The following is a 12866-nucleotide window of genomic DNA, read 5'->3' on the forward strand; positions in this document are numbered from 1 at the left end:
TCCTCCGGTCGGCGACGCCCGTCCTCAGGTATGAGACGGGCGCGCCGCCGACCGGGCGTGCCGACGCGTCACGCGGGCACGTGCACGGTCTCGACCCTGCTGACCACATGGTGATCGCGTTCCCTGAGCGCCGCCCTGGCCTTCAGCCGCAGGATCTGGGTGATGCCGAGCGCCTCCAGGACGAAGACGGAGGCGAACGCGATCCGGTAGTCGTCGCCGGTCGCGTCCAGCAGCACACCGACCGCGAAGAGCGTGGTCATCGAGGCGACGAAGCCGCCCATGTTGACGATCCCCGAGGCGGTGCCCTGACGCTCCGGCGGGTTGGCCGGCCGCGCGAAGTCGAACCCGATCATCGACGCGGGGCCGCAGGCGCCGAGCACCAGGCACAGGGTGACCAGCAGCCACATCGGCGCGTGGCCGCCCGGGTGGAAGATCGCCGCGGCCCACAGCAGGGCCGTCAGCGCGACCGTCCCGAGCGCGAGCGGGGCGCGCGCCGTGTGGTGCCGGGCGATGACCTGCCCGTAGACGAGCCCCACCGCCATGTTGGAGAGCACCACCAGCGTGAGCAGCTCACCGGCCCTTCCCCGGCTCAGCCCCTGCGCCTCGACCAGGAACGGCATGCCCCACAGCAGCAGGAAGACCATCGCGGGGAACTGCGTGGTGAAGTGCACCCACATACCGAGGCGGGTTCCGGGCTCACGCCAGGCGGCGGCGATCTGCTTCCGTACGTACGCCGCGCCCGCGTGCTCGGCGGGTGGCGGCTCGTGCCCCTCCGGATGGTCCTTGAGGAAGAGCAGCAGCAACACCAGCACCACCACGCCCGCCGCCGCGCTGCCGACGAAGGTGGCCGTCCAGCCGAAGTCGTTCAGCGCGCGGGCGATGACCAGGGTGGAGACCAGGTTGCCCGCCATCCCGAACAGTGCGGCCACCTGGCCGATCATCGGCCCCCGCCGGGCCGGGAACCACCGACTGCCGAGCCGCAGCACGCTGATGAACGTCATCGCGTCACCGCAGCCGAGCAGTGCGCGCGCGGCCAGCGCCATGCCGTACGAGGGGGAGAGCGCGAAACCGAGCTGGCCGAGGGTGAACAACACGGCCCCGATGGTGAGGACCTTCTTCGTGCCGAGCCGGTCGACCATCAGCCCGACGGGTATCTGCATGCCCGCGTAGACAAGCAGCTGGAGGATGGAGAACGTGGACAGCGCCGAGGCGTTGACGTCGAAGCGGTCGGCGGCGTCGAGTCCGGCGACACCCAGGCTCGTACGGAAGATGATGGCGACGAAGTAGACGGCGACACCGATGCCCCAGATCCGGGCGGCACGCCGGCCCCCGGGCGGGTCACCGGGCAGGGAGAGAGCGGGGGCGGCCCCGGAGCTCACCGGTCCTCACCCCGCACCAGCACCTTGACCCGGCTGACGTGGCGCCGTACGACCTGGGCGGCACCGTCCGCGTCACCGGCCCTGATGGCGTCCAGCAGCTCCCCGTGCTCGGTGATGTTGGCGGCGATCCTGCCCGGGTGCGCCTCCAGCACGGCGACGCCCATCCGCAGCTGCCGGTCGCGCAGCTGGTCGTAGAGGCGCGACAGGATCTCGTTGCCCGCGTTGCGCACGATCTCGGCGTGGAAGCAGCGGTCGCTGACGGCGACGGCAGCCAGGTCACCGGCCTCGGACTTCTGCCGCTGCTCCTCCAGGAGCTCCTCCAGCCGGCGGACGAGCCGCGCCGACGCGGGCACCGCCTTGCGGGCCGCGAACTCCTCGACGAGCAGCCGGGTCTCCACCACGTCCGCGATCTCCTGCGCGGACACGGCGAGGACGAGCGCGCCCTTCTTGGGGTAGAGCTTGATCAGCCCTTCGACCTCCAGCCGCAGCAGCGCCTCGCGCACGGGGGTACGCGACACGCCGACCGCCTCCGCCAGATCGCCTTCGGTGAGGAGCGTCCCGCCCTGGTAACGGCGGTCCAGGACGGCGTCCTTGATGTGGGTGTAGACACGGTCGGCAGCGGGCGGCTGCCTGAGCGAGGTCTTGACCGGGGACGTGGCGGGGACAGCGGGCGCGGCAGGCATGCGCACAGCATAGATACAACATGGACGCATGTGGTGGCGTGTCCGGGATATGGAATCCGGGGCACCCGCCGCCCCTCACCCGACCCCTGCGGAATCACCCCCGAATTCACCCTCGTGGCCGTACATCCATTGCCGCCCGCCAGGAGTCTCACCACCGAGCGGCACCCTTATGTAGCCGCATATCAGGGGCATTTGGAGCGTTCAGTTGAATATCGGCATGAAGCGCGGATACCGCGCAACCGCCACTGCCACCGTGGCCCTCACCGCCGGCGCCGTTCTCGCAGGCAGCGCCTTCGCCACGCAGGCCCAGGCCGCAACACCGCCGAAGCCCACGATCGTCGCCAAGGGCGGCTTCGTGATGAACGACGGCACCGGCAAGACCCTCTTCACCAAGGCTGCGGACACGCGCCGCTCCACCGGCTCCACCACCAAGATCATGACCGCCAAGGTGGTGCTGTCGCAGAAGAATCTGAACCTCGACGCGAAGGTGACGATCCAGAAGGCGTACAGCGACTACATCGTCTCCAAGGGCGCCTCGTCGGCCCGGCTGATCGTGGGCGACAAGGTCTCCGTCCGCCAGCTCCTGTACGGGCTCATGCTGCCCTCCGGCTGCGACGCCGCGTACGCCCTGGCCGACAAGTTCGGCACGGGCACCACGCGTGCGGCCCGGGTGAAGTCGTTCATCGGCAAGATGAACACCACCGCGAAGAGCCTCGGCTTGCAGAACACCAAGTTCGACTCGTTCGACGGCATAGGGAGTGGGAACAACTACTCCACCCCGCGCGACCTGACGAAGATCGCCAGCAGTGCGATGAAGAGCTCCACCTTCCGCGCGATCGTCAAGACGAAGTCGACGAAGCAGAAGGTGACCACGAAGAGCGGCGGATACCGCTACATGGCGTGGACCAACACCAACAGGATGCTCAGCACCTACAGCGGTGCGATCGGCGTGAAGACCGGCTCCGGCCCGACCGCCAAGTACTGCCTGGTCTTCGCCGCGACCCGTAACGGCAAGACGGTGATCGGCACCGTCCTCACCTCCACGTCCGAGACGAACAGGACGGCGGACGCGAAGAAGCTCCTGGACTACGGCTTCAAGCTGTAGCCCTACGGCGCACGACGAAGGGGCCCCGCGTGCGCGGGGCCCCTTTCTCGTCTCCGCACCTACCGGCCGAGCCCACCCCGGAACGCGTCCCACGCGGTGGGGGCGAGGACCAGCACGGGGCCGCCGGGGCGCTTGGAGTCGCGGACGGCTACGGCGCCGGGGATGTTGCGGGCGACTTCGACGCATTCGCCGTTGCCGCTGCTGTAGCTGGACTTGACGAACTCGAAGCTCGGCACGACTACAACTCCTTACGAATACGCCCGATCAGAGCGATGGAATCGCGGGGAGCGAGTCCGTTTCTGGCGATGCGGCCGAACGTGACGTTGTGTCGCGCTGCGTCCTTCTCGCTCTCCAGCCACAGCGTAGACGACGTGGTGTCCATATAAACCACGTCCATCGCACCGGGTTCAGCGAACGATACGACGCTGAAGGCACCGGTCATACCCGGGTGCGAGCCGGCCAGGAAGGGAACAACCTGCACCGTGACATTTGGCTCGGCAGCCGCCTCCGACAAACGCTCCAACTGCGCACGCATCACCTCGCGACCGCCGACCAGTTGCCGCAGGGCACCTTCCGCGACGATCGCCCACAGCGCGAGCGGATTACTGTCCGCGAGACGTGCTTGGCGGGCGACCTTCGCTTCGACGAAGCGCTCGATCTCCTCCGGGTCGTCCCAGTCCGCGTTGCCGACTGCGAGCGCCCTTGCATAGTCCGGCGTCTGAAGCAGGCCGGGCACGAAAGCTCCTTGCCAGGTCCTGACCCCGGTCGCGATGTCTTCGAGCGCCACATACTCGACCAGCGAACGCAACTCCGGGTACTGATTCCACCAGCCCTTCGCCTTGCGGCGTTCCCGGTCCAGCCGGGCCACCTCCAGCAGGCGGCTGACGAGCTTCGCATCCTCAAGACCGTAGAACTCGCAGAGAGTGCGGATGTCCGGGTCCCTCATCGGAACCCAGCCCCGCTCCATCTTCACGATCTTCGAGTTGGTCGCACTGATGACCTGAGCAGCCTGCTGTTGAGTCTTGCCGGACTCGTCTCGCAGGCGCAGCAGCTCGCTACCCAACCTGCGCCCCAGGACAGTTGACGACCGATTGCCTTGCTGAGTCGCTCGATTCACCGGCTCAGTCTCTCTCCTCACGGGGTGGGTCGTCGACCGTCCCCCATTGGGGACAAGTGTCTCCGTTTCAGTTGCGCCCAACCCTGGGGGATCGCTACGTTCAGTACCGAGCCGCTGACACAGCGGTAGCCGCCCGGCGGAAGTGCACCGCCCTGCCCAGGCAGTGGCGATATCGCCACCGCCCGCGAACACCGAGAGGCACGCGTCCATGACCGCAGCCCAGGAGATCCCCGCCCCCGGCCCCCTCGTCCGTGAGGACAGGGTCGACTACACCCCCACCGCTCACAGCGTCACTCTCAGCCGGCACCGGGCCGCTCGGCTCGTCCTCCAGTGGTGCCCCACCTCCGCCGGCCCGACGCCGACGACTGTTACGGGCGAGGGCTCCTGATCGTCGCGCAGCTCGCCGACGACTGGGGCGTCGAGCCCCTTACCGTCGGCAAGTCCGTGTTCGCCGAGCTCTCCGTCCGGTGAGGCCCGGACATGCCGGTGAGCCCGTACCGAGAACGTACGGACCCACCGCGAACGCGTACCGCCCAAGGGCATTACCCCCAGGTGATCAGCCGCTTCGGCTGTTCCAGGATGGCCGCGACGTCCGCGAGCACCTTGGAGCCGAGCTCGCCGTCCACCAGGCGGTGGTCGAACGACAGCGCCAGGGTGGTCACCTGGCGGGGCTTCACCTTGCCCTTGTGGACCCACGGCTGGAGCTTGATCGAACCGACCGCGAGGATCGCGGACTCGCCCGGGTTCAGGATCGGCGTTCCCGTGTCGACGCCGAACACGCCGACGTTGGTGATCGTCACGGTGCCGCCCGCCATCGCGGCGGGAGAGGTCCTGCCCTCACGCGCGGTGGCGACCAGTTCGCCGAGCGAGGCGGCCAGCTGGGGCAGGGTCTGCTCGTGCGCGTCCTTGATGTTCGGCACGATCAGGCCGCGCGGCGTGGCGGCGGCGATGCCCAGATTCACGTAGTGCTTCTGGACGATCTCCTGGTTGGCCTCGTCCCAGGCGGCGTTGACCTCGGGATTCCGCTTGATCGCGACCAGGAGGGCCTTGGCGATGATCAGGAGCGGGTTGACCCGCACCCCCGCCATGTCCTTGTCCTCCTTGAGCTGCGCCACCAGCTTCATCGTGCGCGTCACGTCGACGGTCACGAACTCGGTGACGTGCGGAGCCGTGAAGGCACTGCCCACCATCGCCTGCGCGATGGCCTTGCGTACGCCCTTGACCGGGATACGCGTCTCCCGGGCACCCGGGACGGCCGCGACGGTGGGCACCTGCGCGGACGGGGCGGCCGCGGGCTCCGGCGCGGGGGCCGCCGCCGGCTCACCGGCCGTCACCGGTGCGGCCGCCGCGTGGACGTCCTCACGGGTGATGACGCCGTCCTTGCCGGTCGGCGTGACCGTCGCCAGGTCGATGCCCAGGTCCTTGGCCAGCTTGCGGACGGGCGGCTTGGCGAGCGGGCGGGTCTCCGGGGCCACGCTGCCGTGGCCGTTGAGCTCGCCCTGTATCGCGGCGGCGGCCTGCTGAGCGACCTCAGCGCCCTTGCGCGGGCGCCGCTTGGTGGAGGACTCGGCCACTCCGTAGCCCACCAGGACCGGCGTACGGGTCTTGGGCGCCTCGGGCGCGGCGGCAGGTTCCGGAGCCGCCACGGGCTCGGCCACCGGCGTTTCGACAGGTCCCTCACCCGGCGCCACGTCCACCGAGATGATCACCTGGCCGACATCGACGGTCGTGCCCTCGGGGAAGCGCAGCTCGTGCACCACGCCGTCGAACGGAATCGGCAGCTCCACCGCCGCCTTGGCCGTCTCGACCTCGCACACGACCTGGCCGTCGGTGACGGTGTCGCCTGGCTTGACATACCACTTGAGGATCTCCGCCTCGGTCAGTCCTTCGCCCACATCGGGCATCTTGAACTCACGGAAGCGAGCAGACGTCTCGGTCATCGTCGTCACGGACCCTCTCCTCAGTACGCCAGCGAGCGGTCGACGGCGTCGAGCACCCGGTCGAGCCCCGGCAGGTACTCGTCCTCGAGCCGGGCCGGCGGATACGGGACGTGGTAGCCACCGACCCGCAGCACCGGTGCTTCGAGATGGTAGAAGCAGCGCTCCGTGATGCGGGCGGCGATCTCCGCGCCCGAGCCGTAGAACACCGGGGCCTCGTGGACGACGACCAGCCGGCCGGTCTTCTCCACCGAGGTCTGGATCGTGTCGAAGTCGATCGGGGACATCGACCGCAGGTCCAGGACCTCGACCGACTTCCCCTCCTCCTGCGCGGCCGCGGCCGCCTCCAGGCAGACCTTCACCATCGGCCCGTACGCGACGAGCGTGAGGTCGGCCCCCGTACGCGCCACCGTCGCCCGGTGCAGCGGTCCGGGAATGGACTCGGTGTCGACCTCGCCCTTGTCCCAGTAGCGCCGCTTCGGCTCGAAGAAGATGATCGGGTCGTCGCTCTGCACGGCCTGCTGCATCATCCAGTACGCGTCGGACGCGTTGGACGGCGATACGACCTTCAGGCCGGCGACGTGCGCGAACAGGGCCTCGGGCGACTCGCTGTGGTGCTCCACCGCGCCGATGCCGCCACCGTACGGAATCCGCACGACGACCGGGAGCTTGATCTTGCCCAGCGCGCGGGCGTGCATCTTCGCGAGCTGCGTGACGATCTGGTCGTACGCGGGGAAGACGAACCCGTCGAACTGGATCTCCACGATCGGCCGGTAGCCGCGCAGGGCCATACCGATCGCCGTACCGACGATCCCGGACTCGGCGAGCGGGGTGTCGATGACCCGGCCCTCACCGAAGTCCTTCTGGAGTCCGTCGGTGATCCGGAAGACACCGCCCAGCTTGCCGACGTCCTCACCCATGATCAGGACCTTCGGGTCCGTGTCGAGGGCGAGGCGCAGCGACTCGTTGAGCGCCTTCGCGATGGACATCTTTTCCACGGCCATGGCTAGTTGCCCTCCTCGGCGGAGTCTGCGAACGATGCCTGGTAGGCGGCGAACTGGGCGCGCTCCTCGTCGACGAGGCTGCTCCCGTCCGCGTAACCGTGCTCGAAGAGCGACATCGGGTCCGGGTCGGGCATCGCCCTGACCGCTTCCCGTACGCGCTTGCCGAGGGTCTCGCTCTCCTCGTCCAGCGCGGTGAAGAACGCCTCGTCGGCGATCTTCTCCCGCTCCAGGTACGTCCGCAGGCGCAGGATCGGGTCCTTGGCCTCCCAGGCCGCCCGCTCCTCGTCCGCCCGGTACTTCGTCGGGTCGTCGGAGGTGGTGTGGGCACCCATCCGGTAGGTGAACGCCTCGACGAGGGTCGGGCCCTCGCCCCTTCGGGCCCGTTCGAGCGCCGACTTCGTGACGGCCAGGCAGGCGAGCACGTCGTTGCCGTCGACCCGGACGCCCGGGAAGCCGTAGCCCTGGGCGCGCTGGTAGAGCGGCACCCGGGTCTGGCGCTCGGTCGGCTCGGAGATCGCCCACTGGTTGTTCTGGCAGAAGAACACCACGGGGGCGTTGTAGACGGCGGAGAAGGTGAACGCCTCCGCGACATCGCCCTGGCTGGAGGCGCCGTCACCGAAGTACGCGATCACGGCGGAGTCCGCGCCGTCCTTGGCGACGCCCATGGCGTAGCCGGTGGCGTGCAGGGTCTGCGAACCGATGACGATCGTGTACAGGTGGAAGTTGTTGGTGTTCGGGTCCCAGCCGCCGTGGTTCACGCCGCGGAACATCCCGAGCAGATTGGTCGGATCGACGCCCCGGCACCAGGCGACACCGTGCTCCCGGTAGGTCGGGAAGACGTAGTCGTCGTCGCGCAGCGCACGGCCGGAGCCGATCTGCGCGGCCTCCTGGCCCAGCAGCGAGGCCCACAGGCCCAGCTCGCCCTGACGCTGGAGCGCGGTGGCCTCGGCGTCGAAACGCCGGGTCAGGACCATGTCCCGGTAGAGACCGCGGATCTCGTCCGCGGTCAGGTCGATCCCGTAGTCCGGGTGCTCGACACGCTCGCCCTCGGGCGTCAGCAGCTGTACGAGTGGGGGCTCGGAACTCTGTGGCGTCTTCGCGGCGCTGGTCCGCTTGCTGCTGCGTCGCGGTCTGCGCGCGGCAGTGCTCTCCACGGTCACGTGCGTGCTCCTCCGTCGGTCCGGCCCCCGGGGTCTGCCGGGAACCAGTGCGGCTCGCCTGTGTCCGGACCCGTGCACGGGGTGGGTGCCGCTCGGCCGGGAACAGGCGTGACAGGTGCCCCGGCGAGCACCCTGTCAAAAGCACGTTACCCAGTGCATCGCATAACTGCGAAACCCTCTCTGACCTGCGATTTTGCTTGGATTTCCAAGTAAATCGAGAAAATCGGGAACTCTCGCTGGTCACAGCACTGGTAACAGCCTTGCAGGCCGCCGGAACAACGGCACGTTATCCCGGCCGACAGCGGCAGGGAAGGGGGGAGTGTGTGAGACTGCGTTTGTGCGCGAAGATGGAAAAATCACCGTATTTCTGTTGGACGACCACGAAGTGGTCCGCCGCGGAGTGCATGAACTGCTCTCCTCCGAAGCCGATATCGAGGTGGTCGGAGAGGCGGGCACGGCGGCGGACGCGCTGGTCCGCATCCCCGCGACCCGCCCCGATGTGGCGGTCCTCGACGTACGGCTGCCGGACGGCAGCGGGGTGGAGGTCTGCCGCGAGGTCCGCTCCCAGGACGAGAACATCAAATGCCTGATGCTCACGTCGTACGCCGACGACGAGGCCCTTTTCGACGCGATCATGGCCGGTGCCTCCGGTTACGTACTGAAGGCGATCCGCGGCAACGAACTGCTGAGCGCGGTACGGGACGTGGCGGCCGGCAAATCCCTGCTGGACCCGGCGGCGACCGCCCGGGTGCTGGAGCGGCTGCGGGACGGGCCGAAGGGCAAGGGCGGCGACGAACTGGCCGGCCTCACCGAACAGGAGCGCAAGATCCTCGACCTCATCGGGGAGGGGCTCACCAACCGGGTGATCGGCGAACGCCTCCACCTCGCCGAGAAGACCATCAAGAACTACGTGTCCAGCCTGCTGGCCAAGCTCGGCATGGAGCGCCGCTCCCAGGCCGCGGCCTACGTGGCCCGCCTCCAGGCCGAACGGCGCTGAGCGCCCCTCTCCGCCACGTCTTGCCCCGCGGCTCCGGGTGGCGACGGGACTTTGGTCCCGCGCCAACCGGGGCCGCGGACCCTTACCCGGCCCCTACGGCTGGCGGACAGTGGACGCATGGCCTCTGAGGAACTCCGCGCGATCGAGCTGCTCGGCCGGGTGCCGTACGGGCGCCTGGCGACAAGCAGGCGGGCGCTTCCCATCCTGGCCGTGGCCCGTCACGTCGTCACGGAGGACCAGGTGCTCCTGCGGCTGCACCGGGGGCTCGGCCACCACGAGTCGTGCGACGGGACCGTCATCGCGTACGGGGCCGACAACTTCAACACCGCGGCCGACCGCGGCGACGACCCCTGGTCCGTGCAGTTCACCGGCCCGGCCGAGATCGCCCATCCCTGTCCCGAGCAGCAGGAACTCTTCGGCCCCGCGCCCCTCACCGCCAATGGCGAACCCTTCGATCCGGTCTATCTCCGGCTCGAACCCCACTTCGTCACCTTGCACACCTTGGGCTTCCACGCAACTCAGCGAACCGGCCACACAGAGTGATCTAGCATTTGGTAAGTGCCGCGCTCATATGCAACCCGTCCACCTGTTCCCCCGGTCGGCGAGGTGCTGCGCCGCTACCCCGGCGCCGGTGAGCCGCTGGCCTGCGAGCCCCTCACCAAGGGCCTCCTCAACCACGGCTACCGCGTATCCACCACGCGGGGCGCGTACTTCCTCAAGCACCACCTGGACAAGCACCATCTCGACGACGCCACGGGCGACCGCGCCACGATCGTCCGCCAGCACCGGGCCACCCAGCGGCTCCACTCCCTCGGCGTGCCCGTCGCCCCGCCGCTCGCGGACACGGAGGGTGACACGGTGACGGTGATCGACGGCCGCTGCTACGCCCTGCACCCCTGGGTGGACGGCCTCCACCGGGTGGGCGCCGAGCTGACGGCCGCCCAGTCCCGGCGGCTGGGTGCCCTGCTCGGAGCCGTACACACCGCTCTGGAGCAGGTCATGGGGCCGGGCAGCGGGCTGCCGCCCCGGCCCGGATACCGGAGCCCCGACCCCGCGGAGACCTTCGAACTGATCGACGAACTGCTGGCCGCCGCCCGCGGGACGCGCCCCCGGGACGCCTTCGACGAACTGGCCGTACACCGTCTCGTCGAGCGCCGCGCCCTGCTCGAACAGCACGCCCACCGCAGGCCGCCCACCCCGGACGGACCGGCCACCGGATGGGTGCACGGCGACTTCCATCCGCTGAACCTGCTCTACCGGGGCGCCGACCCGGTCGCGATCGTCGACTGGGACCGGCTCGGCGTGCAGCCGCGCGCGGAGGAGGCGGTGCGGGCGGCGGCGATCTTCTTCGTGCGGCCGGCCGGGGAACTGGACCTGGAGAAGGTGGGAGCCTACGCGCGCGCCTACCGCCGGGCGGCGGGCGCGGGCGCCGCGGAGCTGGCGGCCGCCGTGCACCGGGTCTGGTGGGAACGGCTCAACGACTTCTGGATACTGCGCTGGCGCTACCGTCTGCACGACCGCAGGGCCGACCCGCAGTTCCCCGCGGTGTCGGCCCTGGCGGTGTGGTGGACGCGCGAGTACGAGGCGGTGTGCGAGGCGTTCACGCGGTGAACACCTCGGGCGCCCGGGCGCGGACTCCTTACGGAGTGGCGCCCGCGACGGTGCCGGCGGCGTCGCCGGCACCTTCCGACGCGCCTTCGGCGGCTCCCTCGGTGGTGCCTTCGGTCGTCCCCTCGGTCGTACCCTCGTCGTCGCCCGTGCCGCCCTCGTCCCCGGCGCCGCCGTCGTCACCCGAACCCTCGTCGTCACCCGTGCCGCCCTCGGCGGTGCCCGGTGCGGTGGTGGGCGGCTGCGTGGTCGGCTTTGTGGTCGGCTTGGTGGGCTTCGGAGCGGGAGACCAGGTGTCGGGCTCATCGGTGGGCTGCCACTGGCCGCCCGTGGACGTGTCCGGTGCCTCGGTCTTCTCCGTCGGCTTCTCGGACGGCTTCTGCGTCGTCTTCGACGGGGTGGGCGAGACCGAGGTGGTGGCGGGCACCGGGGCCTTCTTCTTGCCGGGGTCGTCCGCCGCGTTGACGGCGAACGCCACACCGGCCCCGATCGCGACCAGGGCGAGGAGGACGAACAGCCACATCTTGCCGCGGCCTCGTCCGCCGTCGCGCCGGCCGCCGACGTAACCGCCGTCATCGGGGTTGACCGGCGGCAGGATCGGCCCCTGCGAGGTGTCCCCGTGCGCCGGGTAGCCCATCGCGGCCGTACCGCCCACCGGGCCCATCGGCGAGGTGTGACCGGCCTCCCGCGCCTGGACGGGGCCGGTGTTCCACGTACCCGTGTGGCCGCCCTGGACCTGGAGCATCTGCAGGCTGTACTGGACGAGTCCGCGCATCTCCTCGGCGCTCTGGAACCGGTCGTCCGGGTCCTTCGCGAGCGAGCGCATCACCATCCCGTCCAGCTCCGGCGGCACACCGTCCGAGACGTCGGACGGCGGGACGGGGATGTCCTGGACGTGCTGGTAGACCACGGAGAGCGGGGTCTCGCCGGTGAACGGCGGCCGCAGGGCCAGCAGCTCGTAGAGCAGACAGCCGGTGGCGTACAGGTCGGAGCGGTGGTCGACCGCCTTGCCGAGCGCCTGCTCGGGGGAGAGGTACTGGGGTGTGCCCATGACCATGCCGGTCTGGGTCATCGTCGACTGCGCGCCGTGCAGCGCACGGGCGATGCCGAAGTCCATGACCTTGACCGCGCCGGAGTGCGTGATGATCACGTTGGCGGGCTTGATGTCGCGGTGCACGATGCCGTGCTGGTGCGAGTACGCCAGCGCCTCCAGCACACCGGAGACGATGATCAGCGCCTGCTCGGGCGGCGGGGACTCGGCGTTGAGCAGGAGATCGCGGATGGTGTTGCCCTCGACGAGCTCCATCACGATGTACGGGACGGTCCTGCCGCCCACGACGTCCTCGCCGGAGTCGTACACGGCGACGATCGCATGGTGGTTGAGGCCCGCCACGGACTGGGCCTCGCGCGTGAACCGGGCCTTGGAGACCGGGTCCTCCGCGAGGTCGGAACGGAGCAGTTTCACCGCCACCGTGCGGCCCAGACGGACGTCCTCCGCGGCGTAGACCTCGGCCATCCCGCCGCGGCCGAGCCGGTGGGTCATCCGGTAGCGCCCGTCACCGACCACACCGCCGGTGCCCCAGGAGTCGGTGCCATCCGAAACTCCGCCGCCGTTTGCTTCGGATTCGGGTGCCATCAGTCCTCGCCGTCGTTTCTGTCCGCGCGTCCGCGGGTGTCACGGGTGCCTTGCTGCATTGCCAGGTCACGCTACAGGCTCCGCCCGGCACCCCGGTTCCGTGAGGGACGGGCCATCCAATCGGCTCGCGTGCCGTCGAGGCAAATTACATGCGGTTCCTGTAACGCTTCCGAGACGCTTCCCACGCGTAGGGTCACGGAACGGGCACCCGGCTTGACGTGTCGTACCCCTCGGGCAGAC

Annotated in this window: 13 protein-coding genes; 5 read left to right on the forward strand and 8 right to left on the reverse strand. The window is 69.6% G+C overall.

Features of this window, described 5'->3' with window-relative positions; genetic code table 11:
- Window positions 1-68: 68 nt before the first annotated feature.
- Together Sfulv_RS13965 and Sfulv_RS13970 are read right to left on the reverse strand one after the other, a co-directional pair.
- On the reverse strand, window positions 69-1379 hold the full coding sequence (locus Sfulv_RS13965) for an MFS transporter (RefSeq protein WP_173314002.1): 1311 nt from the start codon (window positions 1377-1379) through the stop codon (window positions 69-71).
- Window positions 1376-2062, reverse strand: a complete 687-nt coding sequence (locus Sfulv_RS13970; protein ID WP_173314003.1) for a GntR family transcriptional regulator — start codon at window positions 2060-2062, stop codon at window positions 1376-1378. The genes Sfulv_RS13965 and Sfulv_RS13970 overlap by 4 nt, the downstream gene beginning before the upstream one ends.
- Window positions 2063-2279: 217 nt before the next feature.
- On the opposite strand from Sfulv_RS13970, the gene Sfulv_RS13975 reads away from it, so the two are divergent.
- On the forward strand, window positions 2280-3167 hold the full coding sequence (locus Sfulv_RS13975; RefSeq protein ID WP_173314004.1) for a D-alanyl-D-alanine carboxypeptidase family protein: 888 nt from the start codon (window positions 2280-2282) through the stop codon (window positions 3165-3167).
- Window positions 3168-3226: 59 nt separating this feature from the next.
- Here Sfulv_RS13975 and Sfulv_RS13980 read toward each other — a convergent pair whose 3' ends face one another.
- A complete protein-coding gene (locus Sfulv_RS13980; RefSeq protein ID WP_173314005.1) occupies window positions 3227-3403 on the reverse strand; it encodes a DUF397 domain-containing protein in 177 nt (58 codons plus the stop codon).
- Window positions 3404-3405: 2 nt separating this feature from the next.
- Window positions 3406-4284, reverse strand: coding sequence for a helix-turn-helix domain-containing protein (locus Sfulv_RS13985; RefSeq protein WP_173314006.1), 879 nt, complete (start codon window positions 4282-4284; stop codon window positions 3406-3408).
- A gap of 333 nt (window positions 4285-4617) precedes the next feature.
- Between Sfulv_RS13985 and Sfulv_RS30395 the strand changes: the two genes are divergently transcribed.
- A complete protein-coding gene (locus tag Sfulv_RS30395) occupies window positions 4618-4755 on the forward strand; it encodes an ATP-binding protein (protein WP_246353118.1) in 138 nt (45 codons plus the stop codon).
- Window positions 4756-4826: 71 nt separating this feature from the next.
- Here the strand turns inward: Sfulv_RS30395 and Sfulv_RS13995 are convergent, their stop codons facing one another.
- The 3 genes from Sfulv_RS13995 to pdhA are packed head-to-tail and all read right to left on the reverse strand — an operon-like array spanning window position 4827 to window position 8385.
- Window positions 4827-6233 carry a dihydrolipoamide acetyltransferase family protein gene (locus Sfulv_RS13995; protein ID WP_173314007.1) on the reverse strand — a complete coding sequence of 469 codons (1407 nt, stop codon included), beginning with the start codon at window positions 6231-6233 and terminating at the stop codon, window positions 4827-4829.
- An 11-nt stretch (window positions 6234-6244) separates the two neighbouring features.
- The gene (locus tag Sfulv_RS14000; RefSeq protein WP_173314008.1) at window positions 6245-7225 is read right to left on the reverse strand and encodes an alpha-ketoacid dehydrogenase subunit beta; all 981 of its coding nucleotides are present in this window, start codon (window positions 7223-7225) and stop codon (window positions 6245-6247) included.
- Between the two features lie 2 nt (window positions 7226-7227).
- Window positions 7228-8385 carry a pyruvate dehydrogenase (acetyl-transferring) E1 component subunit alpha gene (pdhA, locus tag Sfulv_RS14005; RefSeq protein WP_173314009.1) on the reverse strand — a complete coding sequence of 386 codons (1158 nt, stop codon included), beginning with the start codon at window positions 8383-8385 and terminating at the stop codon, window positions 7228-7230.
- A 337-nt stretch (window positions 8386-8722) separates the two neighbouring features.
- Between pdhA and Sfulv_RS14010 the strand changes: the two genes are divergently transcribed.
- The 3 genes from Sfulv_RS14010 to Sfulv_RS14020 all read left to right on the forward strand — a co-directional run bounded on the left by Sfulv_RS14010 (window position 8723) and on the right by Sfulv_RS14020 (window position 10993).
- Complete coding sequence (locus tag Sfulv_RS14010) at window positions 8723-9382, forward strand: response regulator (RefSeq protein ID WP_173314010.1); 660 nt, start codon at window positions 8723-8725, stop codon at window positions 9380-9382.
- A 117-nt stretch (window positions 9383-9499) separates the two neighbouring features.
- A complete protein-coding gene (locus Sfulv_RS14015) occupies window positions 9500-9925 on the forward strand; it encodes a pyridoxamine 5'-phosphate oxidase family protein (RefSeq protein WP_173314011.1) in 426 nt (141 codons plus the stop codon).
- Between the two features lie 63 nt (window positions 9926-9988).
- Window positions 9989-10993 carry a phosphotransferase gene (locus tag Sfulv_RS14020; protein ID WP_173317841.1) on the forward strand — a complete coding sequence of 335 codons (1005 nt, stop codon included), beginning with the start codon at window positions 9989-9991 and terminating at the stop codon, window positions 10991-10993.
- Between the two features lie 28 nt (window positions 10994-11021).
- On the opposite strand, the gene Sfulv_RS14025 is transcribed toward Sfulv_RS14020, so the two are convergent.
- A complete protein-coding gene (locus Sfulv_RS14025) occupies window positions 11022-12626 on the reverse strand; it encodes a protein kinase domain-containing protein (RefSeq protein ID WP_173314012.1) in 1605 nt (534 codons plus the stop codon).
- Window positions 12627-12866 lie beyond the last annotated feature (240 nt).

The sequence above is a fragment of the Streptomyces fulvorobeus genome (assembly GCF_013167895.1).
Classification (GTDB): Bacteria; Actinomycetota; Actinomycetes; order Streptomycetales; family Streptomycetaceae; genus Streptomyces; species Streptomyces fulvorobeus.

Bases quoted from the DNA above. Each gene is read 5' to 3' on its own strand.
- Sfulv_RS13970 (WP_173314003.1), bottom strand. From the start codon at position 2,062: ATGCCTGCCGCGCCCGCTGTCCCCGCCACGTCCCCGGTCAAGACCTCG.
- Sfulv_RS13975 (WP_173314004.1), top strand. From the start codon at position 2,280: ATGAAGCGCGGATACCGCGCAACCGCCACTGCCACCGTGGCCCTCACC.
- Sfulv_RS14000 (WP_173314008.1), bottom strand. From the start codon at position 7,225: ATGGCCGTGGAAAAGATGTCCATCGCGAAGGCGCTCAACGAGTCGCTG.
- Sfulv_RS14015 (WP_173314011.1), top strand. From the start codon at position 9,500: ATGGCCTCTGAGGAACTCCGCGCGATCGAGCTGCTCGGCCGGGTGCCG.
- Sfulv_RS14025 (WP_173314012.1), bottom strand. From the start codon at position 12,626: ATGGCACCCGAATCCGAAGCAAACGGCGGCGGAGTTTCGGATGGCACC.